Raw genomic sequence first — 25227 nt, forward strand, 5'->3', positions numbered from 1 at the left:
CCTGGGTCGCCGCCAGGAAGCGGTCGGAATCAGGGCGTCTTTCTCAGCGTCGCTAAGGCGGTAGGCGGATGGCTTTTCCATCCAAACGTTGACCATATTCCCGTCCCCACCGCACCCCTTTTCGCCGACCCCGTGAGCAATTACCCAAGCGACAGCCGCCGATATGCTCAAGGCCTGATGCCCTAACCCAAAAGGCACGTGTTAAGGAACGACAGTTTCGCATAAATTGAATCTCATTAAATCTGGAATTTTCGGAATTTATAACGCGTTTTACTTGATTTTTATAAAATCACCACTGAAATGGAGAATGTGTCTCCAAATACTCTGTCAACGATTCTCTCAATATGAAATTGTCATTTCCAATCGTGATTGCGTGTCCAGACCAGTGTCCATATATCCTGATCAGCTCTTTATCGTCTTCTTTAAAGACAATCAGAGTTGCGACATCACCTTTTGGCACAACTTCAGTCTTGATGCCCAACGAAAGAAAATTTATAATATTTTTCTTTTCAAGAATGCATGGTAAATTGCATCGGTACGACATCATTGCAATCCAATTTTGGGACACAGTCTCTCTAGATAATCCGACACGCCCCATAAGGCGCTCCGGAGAATGATATACAATGATTTCGTTCGCATCTTGAATGGAGCTTTCAATTATAATTTTTGACATTACTTGGTCATTTATTTCATCTATGCTATTTGCTCGGCAGGCGTACATAATGGAAATTGCCACCATTATTGTGGCGGCAACGGCACTATTTTTCCAATTTATTAGAACACTCATTTGCAAGGCAACGCGTTAACGGTTGAAATACAAGAAGTAGTTGGGGATGGAACGGTGATAAATTCCCCATCTTTATGGCTTTTTCTCGTAGGTTCATGCAGCTTATTGGCCATCCTTCCCTCGGCATCCAATGCTTTAACTTCATCGATTGATTCCGCTGAAGATCCTACTAAAACCTCTATCCCATCCTCATTCTGGAAAAAACTTCCTAATTTTTCGTTCTGACGATCTTGCATATATTGACCATGGTCGGCGTCATCTCTAGCCGCATGGTCAAATTCATGTCCAGCCCCCATCGCGGGAGACTGAATAGAACCATCTTTCAATTTTAAACCTTGCGTAGGATTAACTATTATTGTTCTGTTATCCGGATCATAACCATCCCTGATCTTCGGATCAATTCTTACCACATATTTCTTTTCTGATTTTGAAAGCTGAGAAAAATTTTCTCTAAATTCAGATGTCCCGCTCATATACTTTAATATCTCATTATATTGTTTGGAGTTTCCACCATTTACATACACCGGCACAAGCTCTCGCCCATTTGAATCTAAGAAATTAACAGGATCATTTTGAGTATAAGTGTAAATATTCATATTATCCTTATACCCAACCGGATCCGTCTGCAGGAACCGCCCCAGGGCCGGCGAATAGGCGCGCGCCTTGTAGTGATAGAGACCGGTCTCAGGATCGTACACCTGGCCCGTATAGCGGAACAGGCTGCTGGTGTTGGTGGTTCCAGGCTCACCATAAGGGCCGTAGCTGTAGGTGTTGGACGGCAGGATCTCCCCGTTGCTCTCTCCCAGCCCGACCACACTACCTTGCCAGTTACGGTAAAACCACTGCTTGGTACCCGTGCCACCACCGGTGTAGACCACCAGCGGCTCGTCCACCCCAGGCCCGAAGACATAGCGTCGCAGAAGGTTGCCGCCGGCGTCGTACTCCGCCACCAGATTGGGACCGTCATACAAATAGCTGGTTGGCGTACCGTTGGCCGTCTTCGCGATACGATGCCCTTGCGGGTCATAGACATAGCTGGACGATATACCGGGGGCGCCGGAAGAGATCAGGCGGTTGACGGCGTCATAGCCGAAGGTCCAGCCACTGCCGGATGTCAGGTTGCCATTACGGTCGTAACCGAGGCCTGCGCTATTGACGTCTGTCAACTGGTTCAGGCCATTCACGCCATACGTGTTGCTCACCGCAGATAGCGTCGGCAGGTATCCGGGATTGCTGATGTCAGTATTGGTGATCTGCCGAGCCTGGTTGTAGGTGAAGGCCCAGGTGACGTCCTTGGCCGTTCCCAGCACATCGTGCGTCAGATGGCCGATGGCGGATTCCGGCGCATATGTCGTAGCTGGTCAAGGTACCGTTGCCCCAGGTCACCGTCGTGCGCCGCGACAGATCGTCATAGGCATAGGCGGCCAGCGTGGCGCCGCCATTCTCGCGGATGGTTATGGGGCGGTTCCAACCCGTCATAGTCGGTCCATATCGTTACCGACCCGGGATAGGTCAGCGAGATGCGGTTGCCATCGGCATCATAGCCGTAGCCCAGCGTGCGTCCACCGGCCGCCACCGATGTCACCCGCCCAGCATTGTCATACTGGTAATCGATCGTCTGCGCCGCCGACGCTGCTTGTGTCATCCGGCCCAGCAGGTCATAGCTATTGGTGACGTTGGGCGTGGCCGTGCCGGAATAGGTGGTGGTGACCGGACGGTTCAAGGCGTCATAGCTATAGCCGATGGTGGACCCGTCACGCTTGATCAGGCTGGTCCGATTGCCGTTCTGGTCATAGCCGTACTGCTCAAGATCCGTCGTCGAGCTTTTCTCAGTGGCGTCAGGCGTGGCGTTAGGCAATGGGAAGCGCCACTTCCACAGGCGGTTGAGCCCGTCATAGGCGTAGGTCGTCCGGTTGCCGTTGGCGTCCTGCTCCGTCGCCTTCATCCCATCGGCGGTGTAAGTGTAGGTGGCGTAGTCCTGCTGCAGGGTGGTGGGATAGCCGTTCTGGGTGGTGACGCCATAGGCCCGTGTCACCACCGTCACCCGGTTCAGGCTGTCGTAGGTATTGCGGGTGATGCGGTCAGGTCCATCGGGTCCGTCGCTGCCATTGACCTGCTTGATACTGCAAGCGTCGACTTCCTGGCCGAACCAGGCCGCGTTCATGCGCACCGCCGTGCAGGTCAGCCGGTCATACTGATCGTAGCTGTACATGGTCAGGTGCTGGATGGTGCCGGCGGCCATGAGGGCATCCCACGCCTTGTTGCCGTTGGCGTCATAGGCCATGTCCACTTCTTGCACCACGGTGAAACCTGACCAGTTGGCGGGCGCGACCGTCTCCGGCTGCCAGGCGGTCAGGTAGCCCGTCTCCACCTTCGTCAGGTTGCCCTGGGCGTTATAGCTGTTGCGCACGGCGGGATAGCGCGCCGAGCCATTGGCGCTGGGCTGGATGATCCCCACCACCCGGTTGCCCATGTCATAGCGATAGGCGGTGGTATAGGCCTGCGCGCTGGCCTGGGCCCGCACCTGCGGGGCGATGGCCAGGGCCAGCAGGCCGGCGATGATCGGGAGGGTGTGGGCGATGCGCGTCATGATCGTCATTCCCCCGCTCACGAGCAGCTGCCCAGGCCGGCGCGAGGCTTGGTCTCGCTGATCTTGCGGCTGTACATGTCGTAGGTGTAGCAGGTGCGCAGCGACAGGCCGCCGTCATCCACCACAACGCCGCGCAGCAGCAGGTTGTTGGGGCCGCTGTCGGGCCCGTAGTCATAGGTGGTTCGGATTTCGTCACCAGGGTTGGCGCAGCCGTCACCCGACGCCGCCCCCGTCTTGCACACACTGGTGGAAGTCAACACCCAGATGTAGTTGGCTTCGGGCGTCATTGTGCCACCTGTGTTACGGTACCAGGCCCGCCGCTGGGCATAGAAGTAACGCGTCTGCGGCCGCACGCCGTTCACGGCAGGTGCGGTCATCGTCTTCACCCCACCATGCGTGGTATCGTAATAGGTGTAGTCCGTCTGGTTGTTGTTCCCATCAACAACCGCTGTCGGCTTGTTGCAAGAAACGATGAACCCGCAGGAATCTGGATAGGTCGCCGATCGGGTGATCGTTGACGCGCTTGATCCACTGACGGAATAGGGTGTCTCGGTGACAGTCTGGAGGTTGCCGCGACCGTCGTATTTGTAGCTCGTCCTTTTGCCCAATGGCGTCGTCATAGAGGAGACGTAATTCCGCCAGCTGCCCTCATACCCGTACACGGTCCCGTCATACGCGGTAACTCTTGCAACGGGGCCAAGCTGGTAGGCTACTTCGGTGCCCGGTGTGGCATTACCCCACGCGCTCATTCCCGGGCCCTGGGGAGATTGAATGCCGTGCGTCCATTCGGCGGGTGCGGGATAGCCCCTCAACATGGTGCTGAACCCATAAGTCCACGTCTGGCCATTCCTTGTCGAACTGCTCACCATGTCGAACAGGGGTGGCACCGTATCCGCCGTTGGATCGGGGGGGCTTTGCGCCCAATTCCAGGTTGCCCTGCCGAAGCAATTCCGCAGCGTATTGCCGTCGCTCAACAATGAGCACAAAGAATAAAAATAAAGCGGGACCGTTGCTTGCGGAGGTTGATAGGAAATAACGCGAGTGTAGCTATCGAGCTCGAAGACGTAATTTCTCGCCCCCTGATCCGTTATGGTGAATATGTAATGCTGATAGGGATTATACCCTATCCCCAGGGACTTAAAATCATCGGACACGCTCATGGTTTTGAGTTGCCATGAAAAGGTTGCCGTCGGCCAGGCATGCGTCAACGTGCAGGACGGGGCCGCCGGATCACAGCTTTCATAGGCGCGATTGATAGCGGTCACACTGGATTCACCGCCAAACGTCGGCGTTGATGAATAATTGTATTTGAGAAGATAGCCCGCATTCGACGCGATCGAAAGGATGGGGCTTTGGCCATTCACATTCGCTGTCGAGAATGAGCCATAATAGTAGTACGTAAGAATTCTGCCATCCGGATAGTTGATTTTTGAAATATTGTTGCTCTGACAAAGCGGATTGCCCGAAACATGAAAGCCCACATAGATAATCTGGGCTCCGTCGCGCTTGGTCCACGTGCACGTGCCATTTCCATTGTCGGTGAAGCCGGACCCGTCACTTGACGCCGGCGTGTATACTCCCGTCGTGGTATTGAGCACGAAAATCGCCCGCTCCTCTCCATGGATGACCTGCAGGGAAGGGGCGGCCGATGGTGACGTGCACGTGAAAACCCCGCCATATGCGGGGTATCCCGTGGCCGGCTTACACATCTCTATGTAGCCCATATTGTTGTCGGCGATCATGCCGCCATATTCAAAATGCAGTCCCGCCACCGTGGTGGGCGCAAATGAAACATCACCGAGACTGAGGGCAGGGATGGAGAAATGCAGCTTGCCGGTCATCACGCTGACATGGTTTTCATCGACCGTATCAACCTGAGGCGCCTGAATGATCACGGGGGAGTAGGCCGGCTGTGTCTGGGCTCGCGACAGGACGGGCATTGTCGCACCAAGCAACGCCAAAAGGGCGATGTAAAGCCCCCATCTCGACACCAGGCGCCCCGTCCGGGACCATGCCACCCAATCAGCGGCGTTCTCATGCGTGCGGGCGATCCTGCACTTGATCCGGCTCAGCACATCCGACTCCAATTCATCCCTACTATTATCATTCTGTATTTATTGACGGACCCGGCCGCCCTGCCGGCACCACTGGACGATGATTCCCGTCCAGCGTTGGGGCCACAACCCAGACATGGGCAGACGTCTTATGGAATGGGCAGGACGAAGCCACCCAGAAGCGGCAACACGATCACCGCCTGGGGCGCGAACGTGCCGCCCTTTGTTCCGGCGAAGGCGACCGTCGTCCGGTTGCCCGCCGCATCATAGGTATATGAAATCGTGGAATTATCCGGATATGTCACGGAGGTCACGCGCCCCAGGGCGTCATACTTGTAGGTAATGCCGCTAGCATGAGCCGACCCCACTACCACCGTCATTGCGGCAACGGCCGCCCCGAGACACTAACCGACAACGAACCGTCGCCCCATGGCCCCCGCCATCTTATTTATGATCCGCGTCTTCAGCAGACCGCGCTTTTTTAGCGATAACGCTGAAGGCGATCACGACCCCAAGTTTATTCAGGCTATCCCCCTTGGGGTGATGCCGTCAACATCATTGCCACCAATGTTATATGCAATATTGATGCAGTCGACGTCGGCCGCTTGCGGCCACGGGACCGCCCCATAACCCAACCCTAAGCGCTGCGCCCCTCGCGCTCGTCCTCCCGCGCCATCAGCAGGGGATGCAGGAAGCGCGCTTCCAGCTGGCGGGCGGGCATGGGTTCGGCGATGAAGAAGCCCTGGACGACGGGGCAGCCCTCGGCCACCAGCCAGGCCAGCTGCTCCTCCCGCTCCACGCCCTCGGCCACCACCTCCAGGCCCAGGCGGGCGCCCAGGGTCAGGATCATGGCGGCGATGGCGCTGTCGCGCGGCAGGTCCTGCACGAAGGTCCGGTCTATCTTCAGCGTGTCGATGGGCATCTGGCGCAGATAGGACAGCGAGGAGAAGCCGGTGCCGAAATCATCCACGGCAATGCGCACGCCTAGGCGTTTCAGGCGCCACAGCACCTCCAGCGAGCGGGCGCTGTCCACCATGACGCTTTCCGTCACCTCGATCTCGATGCGGTCGGCGGGCACGCCGCTGCGCGACAGGCAATCGCGTACCCGCTCGATAAATCCAGGGGCGATGATCTGCCGGGCGGAAACGTTCACGGCGATGTGGAAGTCGGGCAGCAGCTTGGTCCAGTGCGTCGCCTCCCGGATGGCCTGTTCCAGCACCCAGCTGCCCAGTTCCGTGATAAGACCACTGTCCTCGGCCACGGTCATGAAGGCGCCGGGCTGCACCAGCTGGCCGTCGTGCTTCCAGCGCACCAGCGCCTCCGCCCCCACCAGAGCCTGGTCGGCCGCGCGCACCTTGGGCTGGAAGTACAGCTCGAACGACCCGATGCTGAGGGCCTGGCGCAGGTTGGCCTCGGTGCTCAGGCGGTTTTCCGCCCGTTCGCTCATCTCCCGGGAGAAGAACCGGTATTGGGCCCGGCCGGCCGACTTGGCGGCGTAGAGCGCGGTATCCGCTTGGCGCAACAGGGTTCTGGCGTCGTCGGCGCCATCACTGGCCAGCGCCACGCCAATGGAGGCGCCGGCGTGCAGCAAATGCCCGCCCTCCACCATCAGCGGCGCCTCCAGCGCTTTCAGCAGGCGCTCGGCCAGAACGGCGGCGTCCACCGCCTCAAACGCCTCTTCCGTCACCACCAGGAATTCATCCCCACCCAGGCGGCCCAGCATGTCGTCGGCGCCGATGCAATCGCGCAGCCGTGTCGCCACGGCCTTCAACAACCGGTCGCCGATATCGTGGCCCAGACTGTCGTTCACATGCTTGAAGCGGTCCAGGTCCAGGAAAAACACGGCGATGCCGCCGGGCCCGGCGGTGCGGCCCGGGCCCCCCTCCCGCGCCGCCAGTTCGGGATTATAGGCACGCTGTTCCCGGCGCTTCAGCGCCTCATCCAGCCGGCGCTGCAACAGCAGGCGGTTGGGCAGGCCGGTCAGCACGTCATGGGTTGCCAACTGCTCCATGTCGGAGCGGCTGCGGTCCAGCAGAACCACCACTCATTGAATCGGCGGACCAGATAGCCCAGTTCATTATCCGCCTGACGGGGAAAATCCGGCAAGCGGGCGGCCCCCGCGCGGGAAGGATCGACGCGGGCGATGGCCAGCCCCACCGCGCGCAACGGCCGGGTCAGGAAGGTGTGCAGCAGCAAGGCCAGCACCACGCCCAGCGCCAGGTCGCGCACCAGGCCGCCCAGCACCGTGGTGCGGATGAAGGCGGCGTAATCAGCCGCCGCCCGGCTGGTGTCCATTTCCAGCTCCAGCCGGCCGATGACGGGCCCGGTATGGGAACCGCTGGACGGGCGGTAGAGCAGCCGTTGGGTCTGCGCCAGATCTTGAAAGACCGACGTGAAGCGGGAACCAGACAGCCAGCCGCGCCAAAATCCTCCCTCGTCCGCTGGCGGCGCGTCGTGCGCGCCCGTGGCCAGCACCCGGTCCGGCGCCTCGACCAGGCGGATGGAGCGGACGCCATCAATGGCCAGCACCGATCGAACCAGGCCCGACGCCAGGTCCGGATCCAGGTTCCACACGGCGGCGCTGGCCGTGCTTTCCACCAGATCCATGACCATGCGGCCGGCATGGGTGAACTTCGCCCGTTCCCGCTCCGCCTGTCCCACCCCCTGGATTAGCGATAGGACACCGCCGATGACGACGGCGGACAGCAGGGCGAGGGCTGACTGGCGCGCCGCCAGGGATCGCCAAAACGCAACGTTAAGCTGATGGCGCCGCAGCGCCCGCTGCTGGCGCACACGCCGCATCCACCAGGCGGACAGCCGACGGGACGGATGGAAGCTGAACAAGCGGCTGGCCAGCGGGGCGGGTTTGGTCACGACGCGCCTTTCGCCGGCCTTGCCGCCGGCGTCCATCCGTTTTCGCGTCCCTCACCCACCGATGTCATCCGTTTTCCGTCCGTCAGCCGCATGATCTCGCGGCCAAGCCTAGAGCGGGATGCGATCACGTGTGATCGCATCCCGCTCGTAACCTATTCATGATAGAGCGGATTTACACGATCAGGTGATTCCACCTGATCGCGTTCCGCTCTAACGCCGCGCCATCACCACTTGCAGTTTCTCGCGCAGGCTCACCAAGGTCACGGGCTTGGCGATGAACGCGTCGACACCCAAGTCCCTGGCTTTGAGCACCGTCACCTTGTCCGCGCGATTGGTCAGAAAAATCACCGGAATATGATAGCCCTGCGTTTCGCGCGCCCGCAGGTGTTGCAGGAAGGTCAACCCATCCACCGGGGCCATGTCGATGTCGGCGACAATGACGTCCGGCCGCCGCTCCATCGCCACGTTCAGGCCGGAGGAACCGTCCTCCGCCTCCATCACCGTCCCGAAATCCAGCTGGCGCAGTATACGAACCACGACGCCGCGGATGAAACTTTGGTCCTCGATCACCAGGGCGCTGCGGAAGTTGAATGAAATCGCCCCCATTTGCCATCCCCAAACAGCCGCCCGGCCCTCTGAATTCCAAACAATTTTAACTTTAACGCGGAATGAATACGCCTCGCTTGTTGTCCACCAGGACCGTCGCTCCCGGAGTACAGATATAGTATAGGCAGAAATTTTCAGGAACGTCTTCTTATAAAGCGGCGATGGCGCCGGCAACCTGTTGAAGCGCCGGAGGAAGAGCCTTTGCGGCCTGCCGCGCCTCCCGCTGATTCCCTTTCACCAGGGCATCTTCCACTCGGTCCGCCACGCGGGCCAGAATCTCCGCGCCGGCGCTTTTCGCCACACCCGCCAGGGCGTGGGCGTCACGCCGCGCCAGGTCGACGTCATCCTGGTCGAATGCCTGGGCCACGCCCTCGGCCAAGGGCCGTGCAGCGTCCAGGAAATCCTGAAGAAAGGCCCGCGCTTCATTATCCAGCGCGCCGAACAACTCCAGCGTGTGGGAAAGGTTGAGCGGCGCATTCCCGTCCGCCGCCGCACCCTTCTCCACCGCATCCTTCTCCGCCGCGGCCGGCCCCTCCGCCGGAGCAAGGTCGGGAATAGGCGGCAGCCACTGGGTTAGACATCGGTCCAGCCGTTCCAATTCCAGCGGCTTGGCCAGGAAACCGTCCATGCCGGCGGCCAGGCAGCGCTGGGATTCGCCCGCCATGGCATTGGCCGTCAGGGCGATGATCGGGGTGCGCAGGCCGGTGCCGGCCTCGGCCTCGCGGATGGCGGCAGTCAGTTCGAAACCATCCATCTCCGGCATGTTGCAGTCGGTCAGCACCAGGCCGAAGCGGCCCGAGCGCCAGGCGGCCAATGCCTGCCTGCCATCCTCCGTGATCTCCGCGGCGATGCCCAGCAATGACAGCTGACGGCGGATGACCATCTGGTTGACCGGCTGGTCCTCCGCCACCAGCACCAGACGCCCCTGCGCCATGGCGATTTCTGTTGGAGGTGGCTCCCCCCGCCCCTGGCGCAGGGGGGACGCGGTGGCGCGGGCCGCCGTCTCCTGCCCCGCCGCCGAGGCCACCGCCCGGATCAGCGGCACGCGGCGCACCGGGCGTCCGATCTGCACCGTGCCGGACGGCAGGCCCGCCGGCCGCACCGAATCCGCCGCCGCCACCAGGACCGCCGGCTTGCCCGCCGGCAGGTCGGGCCACACGTCGCCCGGCCGGGGAATGACGACGGCCACGTTCCAGGGCTGGCCTTCGCCCGCCACGCGGCCACCGGCGGCTTCTATATAGCAGGCGACCGTGTCACGCAGGGCCTGGGTTTCCGCCGCCACCAGGACATTCAGACCGGCGAGCGACGGCAGGGCCGGTTGGGGAGCGGCCACCGGCTGCTCCTCCGCCACGGCCAAGTCGATCTCGAACCAGAAGGTGGAGCCCCGGCCCGGCGCGCTGTCCAGGCCAATGCGGCCGTCCATCAGGTCGACCAGGCGTCGGCTGATGGAGAGGCCCAGGCCCGTGCCGCCGAAACGCCGGCTGGTGGAGCTTTCCGCCTGGGTGAAAGGCTGGAACAGCTGCTTCTGCACATCCTCCGCGATGCCGATGCCGGTGTCCTGCACGGCGACGCGCACGCGGCAACGGCCCGGCGCCGAACCGGCCAGACAACGCACCGACAGGGTGACGCCCCCCTTCTCCGTGAACTTGATGGCGTTGCCCGTCAGATTGTACAGCACCTGGCGCAGGCGCAGCGGATCGCCCATCAGTAATTCGGGGATGGCCGGGTCGATGTGCACATGCAGGTCCAACGAACGCTTGCGCGCCTGGGCGGCCAACATGTCCGCCACCCCTTCCACCAGGGGGCCCAGCGCCACGGGATGGCATTCGATGTCCATGCGCCCGGCCTCGATCTTCGAGAAATCGAGGATGTCGTCGATGATGCGCAGCAGGGTACCGGCAGCGTCCCGCGCCGTGAACAGCATCTCCATCTGGTCATCGTCCAGACCGGTATGGGACATCAGTTCCAGCATGCCCAGGACCGCGTTCATGGGTGTGCGGATCTCATGACTCATCGTCGCCAGGAAGCTGGATTTCAGCCGGCTGGCGCTCTGCGCCTCGCGCGCCGTGCGGATGTTGTCGTAGGACCGCAACGCGGTGATGATGGTGATGAACAGCTTTTCCGAGGTGAGTTCGGTCTTCGCCTTGTAGTCGTTGATATCGTAATTGACGATGACGTCGCGCACCGGGGCCTGACCCGGCTGACCGGTGCGCAGCACGATGCGCACATCGTTGTTGTCGAATTCCTCGCGGATGCGGCGCGCCAGCACCAGGCCGGCGTCATCCGTTTCCATGACGATGTCCAGCAGCGCCACGGCCACATCATCCCGCCGGGTCAGGATGCTGGCCGCCTCCGCCGCCGACCGGGCGGTCAACAGTTCCAGCGGACGGCCCTTGTACGTCAGGCGGCTGAGGACCAGCCGGGTCATGATGTGTACTTCCTCGTCATCGTCAACAACGAGGATGGGCCAAGGCGGCAGCTCCGGCGTCCGGACCACCGGGGCATCTTCCGTCATGAACAGGGAATCGAGGTCCGTGGTCATGGCCGCCCTGATTCAAGGCGACGGGCCATCACGGCTGGTAATTGTTTGGAACCGCTGGTCACAGCCATGGATCGACGCACCGGCACCTTCATGCCGCTGAATTGAAGATTCCCCCACGATAGCTCAACGGGGCACCGTCTTGATACCGGTACCTGCGTGATTGAGCCAAACACCAAGGGAAGGCCCGCAGCCCCCATGCGTGTCCACGCCACTGTACATGACAGGGCGCGCCCAATCCAGCCGCGCTCAAATCAGCGGTCGATTCGGGACAGAAACGTCATGGGACGGCGGAACAGCCATGCCCGAGATCAAGCGCGATCAGCGGCCCGCCGACTTGCCGCGACCGCGACCCGCGGATTTGGTGGGCGCCTTGGCACCCCGGCGGCCACGCTTCGGCGGCTCTGGCGGCGGGGGTGGCGGCGGGGCGATGCACGCCTCCAGCGCCTGATAGGCCATGACGATGACCGAAGGCAACGCCTCGACACTCACAGAATTAGAACGCGCATAGGATGTTGCGATCTTGACCGCCAGTTCGCGCAATTCCGGCTTTAGTCGATCGTTCATCTAGAGCTCCCACCCGCTTCTAATGGACACGTGATAGGGGGACCGTAATCAAAGACGCCTCGTTTAGCGCCCATTAATTCGGCCTATGCGGTTTGGGGGAGTAATAGCGGCCGAGCGTAAAGTCAGAGTCTGTCAGAACCATGACCGGGAACGAGGGTTTCGGGCGGCTGGCAAAATCGTAATCGCTCAGCCAACCCGGATGGACGGCGGCGATGCCGGAAAGGTCCGGTCCAGCCCAACGACCCCATCCAGGCGCGCATGGGCAAAGCGCACACCGGTGGTGTCCGCCTGCCCCAGATCGGCGCCACGCAGATCGGCGCCCGTGAAATTGGCGTATTGCAAATGGGCGCGCCACAAGCTGGCGCGCGCCAAGTCGGCGCCGGACAGGTCGGCGGGCCAGGATCGGCCGCTGGAACGGCCGCCGGCCTCAAGGATATCCGCCGCGTCCAGTCGCGCGTCGGCCAAGTCGGCCGCCACCAGACAGGCATGCCCAAGGGCCGCGCCCCGCAGGATGGCGCCGCGCAGGCTGGCGTCCGCCAGGTCGGCGCCCGATAGGTCGGTCAGGGTCAGGTCCGCCCCGGCCAGCAAGGCGCCCCGAAGCCGTGCCCCCCGCAAGCTGGCGCCGGACAGGCGCACCCCGCGCAGGTCGGCACCCTCCAGGAAGGCCCCGTCCAGTTCCGCCCGCGCACCCCGGCTGCCACCGCTGTCAATCCAACGTTCGTGCTCGTAAACACGATGGCGCATGTCCAGAGCCAGCGAATCGAGAGCCCGGGAAAAGCGGGCCTCATCCAGCAGGGCGCCTGACAGATCGCAGTGATCCAATTCCACGCCCATCAGGTCCGCACCGGCGAAGCAGGCGCCATCCAGGCGGGTCCCTGCCAGCAGGGCGCCGCCGAGACGGGTGGCGGTCAAGTTGGCTTGGCTGAGATCGGCACCCGTCAGGTCCACGCCTCTGAGGACGGAACCGGTGAGGTCCGCACCCCGCAGGTCCGCGCCCCTGAGCACCGCGCCGGTGACGTCGCACTCCAGCATGACCACGCCGGACAGCCGGGCGCCCACAAGCAGCGCGCGCCCCAGATGGGCTTGGCGAAAGACGATGCCGCCGCCCGAGGTGCCGTCCCCCGCCCCACCATCATCGGTCGCCGGCGCCGACGGCACCGGAATCAGCATGTCGCTGGAACGCAAGTCAGCACCGCGCAGGTCCGTCCGATCCAGCAAGGCGCCCCGCAAGGCGCAGCCGCGCAGATCCGCCGCGACCAGGCAAGCCTCCGTCAAGTCGGCATTGGATAGGTCCGCGCCATGGAAATCAGCCCCCTCCAGCCGGCAACCGGCCAGGATGGCATCCGACAGATCAGCCCCGGCCATCACGGCCCGCGACAGGTTGCGATGCGAGAGATTGGCGCCACGGAGGATATGCATCGCCAGATTGGCACGACGTCCACCGGGCTTGGCAGCCAGCCAACGGTCGTGATCATCAAGGATTTGGGCCAACTGCTGGGCGCCGAACATGAAGCCATCCGCTCGCGACCGGGGAACCACGCAAACCGGAAACATGAGAGCGGAGGGCCGCCGGTCCCCGGTGGACGGCCACCCGGGCCAGTCCCTGGAATATGGCGGGTCGCGCCGCCAGTCCTGAGTATGGGCGGCACGGGGTTAATGGAAGCTGAAGGCCCCCCAAAATCCGAATGGGCAAAAGCCGCGCGGAATGAGGGCGGGGGCGTCAGCGCAGGGCGTCCAGCGCCTCCAGCAACTGGTCCATGCGATAGGGTTTGGGCAACAGACGCATGCCTTCCAGAGGCGGCAGGTTTTCCGCATAGCCGGTGGTCAGAAGCACGGCCACGTCCGGCCGCAACAATCTGGCCACCTTCGCCAGTTCCACCCCATTCATGCCGCCGGGCATCACGATGTCGGAAAACAGCACGTCGATCGGATCACCGTCCTGCAGCATGGCCAGGGCCTGGTCGGCGCGCGACGCCTGAAGCACGGTGAACCCCTGCTCCATCAGGCTGGCGGCGACGGTGGCGGCGACCGTCGCGTCATCCTCCACCACCAGCACGGTGCGGCTTTCCGCCCGGTCGTCGTGACGCGTCTCCATCGCCGGCACAGGACGGCGGGGCTCGGTGGCGGAGCGGGGCAGGAACAGCGTGACGGTCGTGCCCACCCCTGGCACGCTGTCCAGGTGCACGGTCCCACCTGACTGCCGCGCGAAACCGTAGACCTGCGACAGGCCCAGGCCAGACCCCTTGCCCACATCCTTGGTCGTGAAAAAGGGCTCGAAGACATGGGGCAGAACAGCGGGATCGATGCCCGACCCGGTGTCGGTGATGGCCAGGCGCACGAACTGGCCCTTCAGCCCCTCCTCCGTATGGTCCGGCGACAACTGCACGTTTTCCGCCACGAAGCGCAGGACGCCACCGTTGGGCATGGCGTCGCGGGCGTTCACCGCCACGTTCAGCAGCGCCAGCTCCAGCTGGGCGCTGTCGGCCATGGCCGGCCACAATCCCTGGGGCAGAACCATCTCCAGCGCGATGTCCGCCCGCAGCGCATGCGTCAGCAGTTGGCGCATGCCGCGCACCAGCTCGGCCACATCCACCGGCTCCGGCCGCAGCGCCTGGCGCCGGGCGAAGGCCATCAGCTGACGGGTCAGCCCCGCACCCCGGTCGATGGCCTGCATGCCCGCGCGGATCAAATCGCGGCTGCGGTCATCCGCCGCCCGGCGCGCCAGCATGTCCAGACACCCGGAAACCGCCTGCAGCAGGTTGTTGAAGTCATGGGCGATGCCGCCGGTCAGCCGCCCCACCGCCTCCATGCGATGCGCCTGGAACAGGGCGGTGTTGGCGCTTTCCGCCTCCGCCACGGCCGCGCGCACCTTCTCCTCCAACTCGGCGCTGGATCGCGCCAGACGTTTGCCGGCGTCGGCCAGAACCAGAGCCACGGCGTCGGCTTCGGCCAAGCCCAGCCCGTCGACGGGGACCGCCTCCCCCCGCCCCAGGGCGGCCGCACGCGCCGCCAGCTGCTCAACGGGGTAAGTGATTCCGCGCGCCAAACGCAGGGCAAGGCCCATGGCCAGGGCGAACAGGGCGACCGCGCCGGTCAGGGCCCACAGTAAGCCATGCCAGGCCTCGCGCCCCAATTCGTCCCGCGGGGCGGCGATCGCCACCGTGAGGTCCTGGCTGGGCGTCCGACGGAAGGACACCAGGGTGGGTATTCCTTCCAGCGACACTCCCGGCATACGGCCGGAGGTCAGCTCCGCATAGGCCTCGACAAACTCCGGCCGTGCTTTCTGGCCAACATAACGGTCAGGGTCCCGGGTCCGGGCGATGATGACGCCGGAGCGGTCGACGACGGCGCCAATCCATCCGGCCCGCAGCTGCTGTTCCGTCAGCAACTGCGTGAACTCGGTGGAAGGCATGATCAGTGACAGGATGTAGACGGGGGTACCGTCGCGGAAGACCGGTTCATGCAGAGCGATGGCCTGCTGGTTGGTGACAGGGCTGTTGAACAACGTGCCCACCCTGCTCCGGCCGGACTCAAGCGTCGCCCGCAGGTTCGGCCCCAGCTGGCCGCCGCTGAGCGGCGTTCCCGGCGGCAGGGCCGTGTTCATCAGCACCCGGCCATCAGTGGCAGCGGCAAGGCGGAACCAGTAGCCCTTGGGCAGATTGATAGCCCTGGCTTGCGCCTCCAGCGCCGCCACGTCGCCGGCGGCCAGCGCTGGCGAGGCGATCAGCGCCCTGAGATAGGCCTGGCTCTGGCCTAGCTGCTGGTCCACGGCCAAGGCCACCATGTGCGCTGTTTCATCCAGGTGCCGCTCCGCCACCCGCCGCTCACGGGTGTAGGCGCCCCCCAACAGCAAGGCGCCACCCAGCAGCGGCGGCAGCAGCAACGCCACGGCGGCCAACAGCAGCCGCCCGCGCACACCCAGGGAGGAGGCTCGCGGCGTGGGTGGGGTGCGCGCGCCGGCCGGCGTGGCCAGCGTGGCCGCAACTCCCCCAGCTACACCCCCGCGGGGGCCGACGTCCTCGCCATCCGCCACGTCTTCATTCCTTCGCCAGAGACCGGCCGCCAGAAACCGGCGCGGCGGTAGGCCCCACGCGCGTTTCCGACCCTGTCCCTGAATCAACCCGATCCCCCAAAGGCCGCCAAGCTACCCCGGCCCGGCGGCCATGACTAGGTGGGTATTCACGAGACGTCCGCCGCCGCCGGCCGGCTCCGCCTCAGTTGGTGACCTTGGCGAAATCCCCGGCCCGGAAGTAGGACAGCTTGGCCGGATCGATGCGGGCCCGCAGCGCCGCCGTGACTTGAGCCGCCGTCAGCGCCTTGACCTTGGCCTCCATCTCCGTCGACCAGGCCATGGTCCGGCCCAGGTAAAGATTGCTGGCCAACAGGCCGGCCAGACGACCATCGTCCGTGCGGCCCATGTGGACCTGATCCAGGAAGCCGCTCTTGGCCTCCGCCAATTCCTGATCGGTGACGCCGTCACGGACCAGGCGCGCCAGTTCCTCGCCAAACGCCGTCTTCACCTTGGCCACGTTCTGCGGGGCGGCGATGGCCTGCAAGGTCAGGCGCCCCACCTTGTCGATGGATCCGGCCGACAGGGCGGAACCGGCGCCGTAGGACAACCCCTCCTTCTGGCGGACGCGGTCGCCCAGGCGGGAATGCAGGGTGCTGCCGCCCAGGATACGATTGGCCATCAGCAGGGCGGGATAGTCCGCGTCATCCTCGTTCAGGGCCAGGGGCAGGCCCGCCAAAAGGATGGCGTTGGCCTTGTCCGGCGTCTCGATCACCTGGTCCAGGCCGGCGATCTGCGCCGGCGTCTCGGGAATGCGGGTGAAGCCCTGGGGGGCGGCGAAGCCTCCCAGGACACCCTGCACCAGCTGCGGCATGGCGGCGGCGTCGAAGTCACCCACCACCGCCACCTGGGCGAACCGGGCGCCATAAAAGGCGCGGTGGAAGGCCTTCACGTCTTCCAGCTTCAGCGCCCGGATCTTGGCGATCCAGTCGTCGATGGTGTCGATATGGCCGGGATGGTCCGGCTGCGTGGTGTCGAAGGCCCGATCGAAGGCGCTGGTCGCCAAGGCCTGGGGATCGGTCTTGGACGATTCCAGATCGGCGATGGTGGCGGCCCGCCACTGTTCGAACTCATCCGCCGGGAAGGCCGGCTCCCGCAGGATTTCGCCGACCAGGCCCATGACCTCGGCGATGTGGGCGCGATCGGTGCGCACCGCCACGCTGACCAGCTGCGTGCCGGAGGAGACGCCGAGGCTGGCCTTCATCTTGTCCAGCATGTCGGCGATCTGCTGGCGGCTGTGCTTGGCCGTGCCCTTGGTCAGCAGGTTGGCTACCGCCTCGCCCGGGGCGTCCTTGCCCGTCAGGCTGGCGTCGTCGCCATAGCGCAGGCGGATCAGCAGGTTCACCGCCTGGCCCCGCGACGGCTTGGCCAACATGGCCAGCTTGCCGCCGTCCGCCAGATCCAGCCGCTGGGTGTGCGCCTCGATGTTGGCGGGCGTGCTGTCGAACAGGGTATCGGCCACCCCCTGCTCCCGGCCCTTGTAGCCCTGCACCAGGGTCGCGGCGGCGGGGGCGGCGGGGATGTCCACCCGCTCCGGCTGGGCGCTGGGGATGTAATGGCCCACGGTGCGGTTGGCCTGGCGGAAATAGGTCTCCGCCACCCGCTGCACGTCCGCGGTCGTGACGGCGGCGATGCGGTCGCGGCCCAGGAACATCAGCCGCCAATCGCCCTGCGCGATGCTGTCGGTCAATGTCAGGGCCACCCCGTTGGGATTGTCCATCAGCTGGTCGTAATTCTTCATGATGCGGGTCTTGGCCCGGTCGACCTCCTCATCGGTGATGGGGTGGTCGTGCACGCCTTCCGCGATGCCGGTCATGACATCCAGCACCTTGGCGGCATCACCCCCCTTGGGCACCTCCGCCAGCACCAGGGCCAGGCCGGGGTCCAGCCGCTTCTCCGCCGAGGCGGACACCGCCGTGGCCAGCTTCTGTTCCACCAGCGCCTTGTGCAGGCGCCCGGACGGCACGCTGCCCAGGACGAAGGACAGGACCGAGAGGGCGGCGCTGTCGGGATGGGTGGCGGCCGGAATGTGATAGGCCAGCCCCTCATAGCCGGTGTCGCCCACCCGGCGCAGGGTGACGGACCGTTCCCCGTCCTGCGCCGGTTCCACCGTGTATTCCGGCGGCAGCGCCTCGGCCGGATTCTTCAGCTTGCCGAAGGTGGCCCGCACGCTGGCGAGGGCCTTGGCCGGGTCGAACTTGCCCGCGATGACCAGGGTGGCGTTATCCGGGCGGTAATACCGGTGGTAGAAGGCCTGCAGATGGCCAATATCCACGTTCTCCACGTCCGACCGGGCGCCGATGGTGGAATGGCCGTAATGGTGCCAGAGGTAGGCGGCGGAGTGCATGCGCTCCATCAGGATGCCGACGGGATTGTTCTCCCGCATCTCCATCTCGTTGCGAACCACCGTCATCTCGCTGTCGAGGTCCTTGCGGGCGATGAAGGAGTTGACCATGCGGTCGGCCTCGAGAGCCAAGGCCCAGTCCAGGTAGTCCTGACGGGCGTCGAACGTCTCGTAATAGTTCGTGCGGTCCTCCGCCGTCGTGGCGTTGTTCTGGAAGCCACGCTTCTGCGTCTCCTGGGGGATGGCCTGGTGCGTGGGCGTGCCCTTGAACATCAGGTGTTCCAGAAGGTGGGCCATGCCCGTCTCGCCATAGCTCTCCATGCGCGAGCCGACGCGATAGACGACGTTGACGGTGATGGTGGACTTGGCTTCGCTGGGGAACAGCAGGACGCGCAGGCCGTTGGCCAGGCGGTATTCGGTGATGCCCTCCACGTTGGCCACCGGCGCCGGCAGGGACGTCTTGGCGGTCGCGCCGGCCGCGCGCACCTCGGCGGCAACCGTCGGCACGGGGATCAGAAGGGGTGCCGCCAGGGCGGACAGGGCGCAGCCGGAGGCCAGCGCTGCCGCCAGCCAAGTCTTACCAGAAGCCAAAATCGTCCCTTTCTTGCCACGAAACACGCCCATCCGCCTTTCCCTCGCGGGGGCGGTACGGCCGCGCACGCAGTGTGCACGAGGGCGCATTGTCTGGGCAGGGAATTAATCAGCGCACCCCCTCCGGACCGCCCCTCCGGGCGGCCCCTCAAGGCGGTTGGGGACGCCCCAGGCTGCGCGGGCGATACGGCCGGGCGGCGCGTGCCCAACAATATGCCTATTCGTTGCAGAACGACTACATCGACCGGCCTCCCCAAAAAAGGGCCCCACCCCGTGCCATCCTGTCCTATGGTGCTATTCAGGAAGCCGGGCTATCGCGCCGGTGGCGACCCGCCCACGATAAAGGGAACGCGGCCCCGGCCATGCACCGGGGCTGAACCACGATGACGAGTTGGCGCCCCCCCGTGAGCGAATCCCTGGTCGCCTGTCCCGAATGCGACGCCCTGCACGAGCGGCGTGACCTGGCGCCCGGCACCAAGGCGCGATGCGTGCGCTGCCACGCCGTGCTGTACCGCCGTTCGTACTTGGATCTGGATCACCAGCTGGCGCTGGTGCTGGCGGCCATCCTGACTTACCTCATCGCCAACTGCTTCCCCATCGTCGACCTGCAGATCCAGGGGCGCAGCAACAGCGCGACGCTGATCGGCAGCGTGCTGTCCCTGTGGCGGGAGGGGCGGGAGATCGTGGCGGTCCTGGTCTTCGCCACCACCCAGCTGTTCCCGCTGGTCGACATGGGCGCCCTGCTGGCCCTGTTGCTGATGATACGGCGTGGACGCCCGGCCCCGGCCTTCGCCCCCCTTCTGCGCTTTCTGCAAGCCCTGCGCCCCTGGGGCATGATCGAGGTCTTCATGCTGGGCATCGTCGTCGCCCTGGTGAAACTGTCCAACATGTCCACGGTGGTGCCCGGCATCGCGCTGTGGGCCTTCGGTTTGCTGACCGTCCTGCTGGCCATCATCCTGTCCATGGACCTGCACACGCTGTGGGGGGCGGGACGGCGCGCCATCGTCACGCCGGCCATGTCAAAGCGGCACCGCGCAAGCCGGCGCGGCGGCCGGCAGGCGGCGCATCCATGACCGCCGGCCGTGACTCCGTCATCACCGCGGCGCAGGCTGGCCTGGTCGCCTGCCCCCATTGCCGCCTGGTGTGCCGGGACAGCGCCGCCGGCGGCATCCGGGCGCACGGAGGACTGCGCTGCCCCCGCTGCGCCGGACGGCTGCACCCACGCAAGGTGGACAGCCTGTCGCGCACCTGGGCGCTGCTGATCGCCGCCGCCATTCTCTACATCCCGGCCAACGTCTTCCCGGTGATGCAGACATCCACCCTGCTCAACACCCAAAACGACACCATCCTGTCCGGCATCATTTATTTCTGGACCACCGGCTCCCGGAGCTGGCCGTGCTGTTCTTCACCGTCAGCATCCTGGTCCCGCTGCTGAAGCTAGGGGCGCTCAGCACCCTGGCCATCACCATCCACCGCAGCGCCCGCAGCCGCACCGATCAGCGCGCGCGCCTCTACCGCGTGGTGGAGTTCGTCGGCCGCTGGTCCATGCTGGACGTGTTCGTTGTGGCCCTCATGGTGGGCCTGGTCCATTTCCGGGGCCTGGCCGTCATCCAGGCCGGTCCCGGCGCCGCCGCCTTCGGCGCCGTCGTGGTGCTGACCATGCTGGCCGCCCACAGCTTCGACCCCCGTATGATCTGGGACCGCGCCCATCCGGCGCGGCGTCCCGCCGCTGGAAACCGCCATGGCTGACACACCGCCCCAAGACGCGCCGTCCAGGGAAGCCCCTCAGAGGGGAACGCCGGACAACCTGCCGGAGCCCGTGGTGGATTCGGGCCGCCGTTGGATCCCTTCGCTGGTCTGGCTGATCCCGGCCATCGCCGCCATCGTGGGATTGACCCTGGTGGTGAAGACGGTATGGATGAAAGGGCCCAGCGTCACCATCAGCTTCCTCACCGCCGACGGGATCGAACCGGGCAAGACCAAGGTGAAGTTCAAGGCCGTGGACATCGGTGAGGTGAAGGGCGTCACCCTGACCGACGACCATGCCCGCGTGCTGGTGACCGTGGAGCTGACGAAGGACGCCAAGGGCTTCGCCGTCGACGACAGCCGCTTCTGGGTGGTGCGCCCGCGCTTCGCCGAGACCGGCGTCTCCGGCCTGAACACCCTGCTCTCCGGATCCTACATCGGCGTGGACGCCGGCAAGTCGGACAACCCGCGCAAGGACTTCACCGGACTGGAGGATCCGCCGGTGGTGGCCTCCGACGTGCCGGGCCAGCGTTATGTGCTGCACACCGACGACATCGGCTCTCTGGCGGCTGGGTCCCCCGTCTACTACAAGCGCATCCCCGTGGGCCATGTGGAGCGCTACACCCTGGATGAGGACGGGCGCCACATCACCCTGCATGTCTTCATCAAGTCGCCCTACGATCACTTCATCACCAGGGACAGCAAGTTCTGGCACGCCAGCGGCGTGGATGTGCGCATCGACGCCTCGGGGCTCAAGGTGGATACCGAGGCCCTGGCCACCATCCTGATGGGCGGCATCGCCTTCGAGGATCCGCCAGACACACCCATGACCCCGGCGGCGGCCGGCAGCCAGTTCTGGCTGGCCGCCAACCATGCCGATGCGCTGAAGGCACCGGAGGGCTATCACGTCGCCATGGTGATGCGCTTCCACCAGTCCATCCGCGGGCTGTCCGTGGGGGCGCCCGTGGACTTCCGCGGGGTTGAGATCGGCAACGTCACCGGGGTGGGCATCGACTATGATCCCGCCAGCCAGGATTTCACCTCTCGGGTGATGGTCAACATCTTCCCCGATCGGCTGGCCTCGTTCGAACAGACGCTCCCGCCGGAAAGCGACCGCGCCGCCCGGATGCAGCGCTTGGCGAATTTGGTGAACCACGGCCTGCGCGCCCAGCTGCGCACCGGCAGCTTCCTGACCGGCCAACTGTACGTGGCGGTGGACTTCATGCCCAAGGCGCCGCCGGCGCGGTTCGACCCCACCACCGACCCGGTGGAATTGCCCACCGTGCCCGGAGACCTGGAGGAGCTGTACCAGAAGGTGCAGGAGATCGTGTCCAAGCTGGACAAGATCCCCTTCGACGCCATCGGCGAAAACGCGCGCAACGCGCTGGCCAGCGTGGATTCCGCCACCCGCCATATCGACCAGCTGGTGCAGCATGCCGACCGCGACGTGCTGCCGGAGATCCGCGACAGCCTGAAGCAGATGGAACAGACCCTGGCCGCCACCCAAGCCAGCGTCGCCCCCGACGCGCCCCTGCAGCAGGACGCCCGCCAGGCGCTGAAGGGCGTGATGGACGCCACCCGCTCGCTGAAGGCGCTCAGCGACAGCCTGGAACGCCACCCGGAATCACTGGTGCGCGGCCGCAAGGATGAGTGAAGGACAAGGACGAACGATGGTGATGCCGCCCCCTCCCCGCCGCACCCGCCCCCTCGCCGCCCTCGCCGGCCTGGCCCTGCTGGCCGGCTGCGGCGGGTCCACCCCCCTGCATTACCATGCCCTGGCGCCGCAGCCGGACGGCCCGCCGGCCACCGGCAGCGCCCGGGTGCTGGTGGAGGTGCTGCCCGTCACGGTGCCGGAGCGCTTGAACCGTACCCAACTGGTGCTGACCGACACCGCCGGCCGGCTGGACGTGCGAGACGAGGACCGCTGGGCGGCCCCAGTGGCGGATGAGATGCGCCTGACGCTGGCCAACGCCCTGTGGCAGCGGTTGCGCGCCACCGACATCTACCAGGCGCCCGTGGCGCCGGCCCCCAACGGCCCGCCGCAATATAGGCTGGCGCTGCGCATTGAACGCTTCGACGCCACCCTTGGCGGCACCGCCGTGGTGGATGGCAGCTGGACCATGCGCCGCCTGCCCCAGGGGGCCGCGTCAACCTGTCGCACCGGCTTCAGCGTCCCCGTCGCCGCCGCCACCCCCGACGCCGCGGCCGCCGCCTTGTCCAACGGAGCCGCGCAGTTGGCCGCGGCGGTCGCCGACAGCCTGGCGCGACTGGACCAGGCGCCAGCGGGTGCCCCACCCCCGCGCTGCGCCGGGGAGCCGGGCTGATGCCGGTGGCTGAAAGAGAAGTCTCCTAGCCGATAGCATAGGTCTTATAGTTTACGGTTCCTTAACGTGCCTGGCGGAGTATCCGGCGTGATGGCGTCGCCCTTCTAATAGTCTTTCCCCTGACGGGTCGGCGCCCCGGACTTGGCCGAGGAGCCTTAAGACCTATGAAGAACCTGTCCATCCGCCATAAGGTGATCTTGGCGTTCAGCGCCGTTCTGGCCATCACCCTGGTTCTGGGCCTGGTCTCCATGCTGCAGGCGGCGCGCATGAACGCATCGGCCATGGATATCCGCGATAACTGGCTGCCCTCCACCCGGACCATCGGGCAGATCGTGCAGGCGACGGAACGGTTCCGATCGCTCGAAGGCTCCTACCTGCTGGTCAAGGAACCGGCCATGCGGGAGGAGGTGGAAAAGCGCTTCGCCGCCACCCTGGCCGACTATGACAAGGCCTGGACCGCGTATCAGCCCCTGATCGGCGCCGGTGAGGAACGGGCGGCGGCCGACGACATCAGCCGCCTCTGGGCCAGTTATCTGGCCTTGCATCAGAAGCTGCTGGCCACCGCCCATGCCGGCCAGATGGACGAGGCCGTCGCCTCCTTCCGGGGGGAGATGATCGACACCTTCACCAAGCTGCGCCAGGCGCTGAAGCAGGATGCCGACATCAACATGAAGGGCGCGGATGCGGCCGCCATGGCCAGCCGCGACAGCTATACCAGCGCGAAGTACATGGTAGCGGGCGCCATCATCCTGTCGCTGCTGCTGGGCGGCCTGGCGGGCTTCGCCTTGATCCAGCTGGTGTCCAAGCCACTGGATACGATGACGGCCGCCATGGGCCGGCTGGCCGGCCATGACCTGTCCGTCCAAATCCCCGGCGCCGACCGTCAGGATGAGATCGGCCGCATGGCCGCCGCCGTCGCCGTGTTCCGGGACAGCATGATCCGCGCCGACGAACTGGCCGAGCAGGCCCGGCAGGAACAGGTGCGGCGTGAGGCCCGCGTGCGTCAGCGTGAGCAGCACATCGAGGAGTTCGACAAGGTCTCGACCGAGCTGGTCAACTTCGTCGCCCACGCCTCGGAGGAGTTGGGCCAGACCGCGGCGCGCCTGACCAGCATCGTCGACGGCAACCGCCGGCAAGTGCAGGCCGTGGCCACCGGCGCGGAGGAAGCCTCCACCAACGTGCAAACCGTGGCCGCCGCGACGGAGGAACTGACAGCGTCCATTGGGGAGATCAGCCGCCAGGCCCTGCAGTCCGCCACCGTTGCCGATGAGGCCGTGCGGCAGGCGGAACAGACGGATGCCACCGTGAACGGCCTGGCCGAGGGCGCCCAGCGCATCGGGGCGGTGATCAGCCTGATCCGCGAGATCGCCAGCCAGACCAACCTGCTGGCCCTGAACGCCACCATTGAGGCCGCCCGCGCCGGAGAAGCCGGCAAGGGCTTCGCCGTCGTCGCCACCGAGGTGAAGGCGCTGGCCAACCAGACCGCCAAGGCGACCGAGGATATCGGCGTGCAGGTGGCCGCCATCCAGCAGGAAACGACGGACGCGGTCAGCGCCATCCGCCAGATCCAGTCCACCATCCGCGATATCGGCGCGGGCACCTCCGTCATCGCCGCGGCGGTGGAGGAGCAGGGGGCCGCCACGCGGGAGATCACCCGCAACGTGAGCGAGGCATCCAAGGGCACGGTGCTGGTCTCCAACAACATCGGTGCCGTCGCCGAGGCCTCTGAGGAAACCGCCGCCGCTTCGGTGCAGGTGCTGGGCGCCTCGCAGAGCCTGGCCAAGGAATCGGCCCGCCTGCAGGAGGCCGTCGCCGACTTCTTCGCCAAGCTGCGCGCCGCCTGATCCCCGGTCCCGACGGCCGGGACGTTCAGCCCTGTGGCGGTGCTGCGGCGGCAGTACCTGTCAGCGCCTTCTGGAAAAAGATGCTGACCGACCCGATTTCGATGCCCCATTTGGTGACGTGGGCCCGGTTCAGCATGACCCCGCCGGGTTGCAGGAACATCCAATCATCGAAGGCGACGCGCATCGTGCCGTCGCCGACCTTCAGGTCCAGGCGGTAGGCCCAATTGAAGGCGTTGCCAGCGGCGACGCCCCGGGCCACCCCCACGACATCGCCGGCCGTCCCCTCATAGCG

General features: G+C 65.0%; 18 protein-coding genes and 1 pseudogene. 5 read left to right on the top strand and 14 right to left on the bottom strand.

The window, feature by feature from the left end:
* Window positions 1-289 precede the first annotated feature (289 nt).
* From I55_RS36595 to I55_RS31600, 13 genes are all read right to left on the bottom strand, one after another.
* Complete coding sequence (locus I55_RS36595) at window positions 290-787, bottom strand: hypothetical protein (protein ID WP_148294078.1); 498 nt, start codon at window positions 785-787, stop codon at window positions 290-292.
* Window positions 784-2097, bottom strand: a complete 1314-nt coding sequence (locus I55_RS38835; RefSeq protein ID WP_159107313.1) for an RHS repeat-associated core domain-containing protein — start codon at window positions 2095-2097, stop codon at window positions 784-786. The genes I55_RS36595 and I55_RS38835 overlap by 4 nt, the downstream gene beginning before the upstream one ends.
* Window positions 2098-2195: 98 nt before the next feature.
* Window positions 2196-3377 carry an RHS repeat protein gene (locus I55_RS33745; RefSeq protein WP_049974698.1) on the bottom strand — a complete coding sequence of 394 codons (1182 nt, stop codon included), beginning with the start codon at window positions 3375-3377 and terminating at the stop codon, window positions 2196-2198.
* A 17-nt stretch (window positions 3378-3394) separates the two neighbouring features.
* The gene (locus I55_RS36605) at window positions 3395-5452 is read right to left on the bottom strand and encodes a hypothetical protein (protein ID WP_148294081.1); all 2058 of its coding nucleotides are present in this window, start codon (window positions 5450-5452) and stop codon (window positions 3395-3397) included.
* Window positions 5453-5580: 128 nt separating this feature from the next.
* Window positions 5581-5811 (bottom strand): RHS repeat domain-containing protein, encoded by a 231-nt coding sequence (locus I55_RS35240; protein WP_083901595.1) that lies wholly within the window; start codon window positions 5809-5811, stop codon window positions 5581-5583.
* Between the two features lie 257 nt (window positions 5812-6068).
* Window positions 6069-7475, bottom strand: a complete 1407-nt coding sequence (locus tag I55_RS31570; protein WP_049974699.1) for a bifunctional diguanylate cyclase/phosphodiesterase — start codon at window positions 7473-7475, stop codon at window positions 6069-6071.
* On the bottom strand, window positions 7412-8305 hold the full coding sequence (locus I55_RS31575) for a hypothetical protein (protein WP_148294082.1): 894 nt from the start codon (window positions 8303-8305) through the stop codon (window positions 7412-7414). Before I55_RS31575 ends, I55_RS31570 begins: the two co-directional genes overlap by 64 nt.
* 210 nt (window positions 8306-8515) lie before the next feature.
* Window positions 8516-8875 carry a response regulator gene (locus tag I55_RS31580; protein ID WP_159107314.1) on the bottom strand — a complete coding sequence of 120 codons (360 nt, stop codon included), beginning with the start codon at window positions 8873-8875 and terminating at the stop codon, window positions 8516-8518.
* 184 nt (window positions 8876-9059) lie between these two features.
* Window positions 9060-11453 (bottom strand): response regulator, encoded by a 2394-nt coding sequence (locus I55_RS31585; RefSeq protein WP_049974700.1) that lies wholly within the window; start codon window positions 11451-11453, stop codon window positions 9060-9062.
* A 318-nt stretch (window positions 11454-11771) separates the two neighbouring features.
* Entirely contained in the window at window positions 11772-12017 is a 246-nt protein-coding gene (locus I55_RS36610; RefSeq protein ID WP_148294083.1) for a hypothetical protein, read from the bottom strand.
* Between the two features lie 186 nt (window positions 12018-12203).
* On the bottom strand, window positions 12204-13526 hold the full coding sequence (locus I55_RS31590) for a pentapeptide repeat-containing protein (protein WP_049974701.1): 1323 nt from the start codon (window positions 13524-13526) through the stop codon (window positions 12204-12206).
* A gap of 211 nt (window positions 13527-13737) precedes the next feature.
* Window positions 13738-16050: an ATP-binding protein gene (locus I55_RS31595; protein WP_148294084.1), complete on the bottom strand. Its 2313-nt coding sequence runs from the start codon at window positions 16048-16050 to the stop codon at window positions 13738-13740.
* Window positions 16051-16231: 181 nt separating this feature from the next.
* A complete protein-coding gene (locus I55_RS31600; RefSeq protein ID WP_199902790.1) occupies window positions 16232-19021 on the bottom strand; it encodes a pitrilysin family protein in 2790 nt (929 codons plus the stop codon).
* A gap of 404 nt (window positions 19022-19425) precedes the next feature.
* Between I55_RS31600 and I55_RS31605 the strand changes: the two genes are divergently transcribed.
* From I55_RS31605 to I55_RS31625, 5 genes and pseudogenes are all read left to right on the top strand, one after another.
* Window positions 19426-20094 (top strand): paraquat-inducible protein A, encoded by a 669-nt coding sequence (locus I55_RS31605; RefSeq protein WP_252181386.1) that lies wholly within the window; start codon window positions 19426-19428, stop codon window positions 20092-20094.
* Window positions 20091-20770, top strand: a pseudogene (locus tag I55_RS31610) (paraquat-inducible protein A). The gene I55_RS31605 and the pseudogene I55_RS31610 overlap by 4 nt, the downstream one beginning before the upstream one ends.
* Window positions 20763-22421, top strand: coding sequence for an intermembrane transport protein PqiB (locus tag I55_RS31615; protein ID WP_044564702.1), 1659 nt, complete (start codon window positions 20763-20765; stop codon window positions 22419-22421). The pseudogene I55_RS31610 and the gene I55_RS31615 overlap by 8 nt, the downstream one beginning before the upstream one ends.
* Before the next feature lie 22 nt (window positions 22422-22443).
* Window positions 22444-23091, top strand: coding sequence for a membrane integrity-associated transporter subunit PqiC (locus I55_RS31620; protein ID WP_252181387.1), 648 nt, complete (start codon window positions 22444-22446; stop codon window positions 23089-23091).
* A 164-nt stretch (window positions 23092-23255) separates the two neighbouring features.
* Window positions 23256-24935 (top strand): methyl-accepting chemotaxis protein, encoded by a 1680-nt coding sequence (locus tag I55_RS31625; protein WP_044564704.1) that lies wholly within the window; start codon window positions 23256-23258, stop codon window positions 24933-24935.
* Window positions 24936-24960: 25 nt separating this feature from the next.
* On the opposite strand, the gene I55_RS31630 is transcribed toward I55_RS31625, so the two are convergent.
* Window positions 24961-25227: DUF3833 family protein (locus I55_RS31630; protein ID WP_044564705.1), on the bottom strand; the 267-nt coding region annotated here is incomplete at its 5' end.

It is taken from the genome of Azospirillum sp. B4, from assembly GCF_000333275.1.
Lineage (GTDB): Bacteria > Pseudomonadota > Alphaproteobacteria > Azospirillales > Azospirillaceae > Nitrospirillum.

What these genes read in the sequence shown, in the direction of transcription:
- I55_RS36595 (WP_148294078.1), bottom strand. Translation starts at nt 787, where the DNA reads ATGAGTGTTCTAATAAATTGGAAAAATAGTGCCGTTGCCGCCACAATA.
- I55_RS33745 (WP_049974698.1), bottom strand. Translation starts at nt 3,377, where the DNA reads ATGACGCGCATCGCCCACACCCTCCCGATCATCGCCGGCCTGCTGGCC.
- I55_RS35240 (WP_083901595.1), bottom strand. Translation starts at nt 5,811, where the DNA reads ATGACGGTGGTAGTGGGGTCGGCTCATGCTAGCGGCATTACCTACAAG.
- I55_RS31585 (WP_049974700.1), bottom strand. Translation starts at nt 11,453, where the DNA reads ATGACCACGGACCTCGATTCCCTGTTCATGACGGAAGATGCCCCGGTG.
- I55_RS36610 (WP_148294083.1), bottom strand. Translation starts at nt 12,017, where the DNA reads ATGAACGATCGACTAAAGCCGGAATTGCGCGAACTGGCGGTCAAGATC.
- I55_RS31590 (WP_049974701.1), bottom strand. Translation starts at nt 13,526, where the DNA reads ATGTTCGGCGCCCAGCAGTTGGCCCAAATCCTTGATGATCACGACCGT.
- I55_RS31615 (WP_044564702.1), top strand. Translation starts at nt 20,763, where the DNA reads ATGGCTGACACACCGCCCCAAGACGCGCCGTCCAGGGAAGCCCCTCAG.
- I55_RS31620 (WP_252181387.1), top strand. Translation starts at nt 22,444, where the DNA reads ATGCCGCCCCCTCCCCGCCGCACCCGCCCCCTCGCCGCCCTCGCCGGC.
- I55_RS31625 (WP_044564704.1), top strand. Translation starts at nt 23,256, where the DNA reads ATGAAGAACCTGTCCATCCGCCATAAGGTGATCTTGGCGTTCAGCGCC.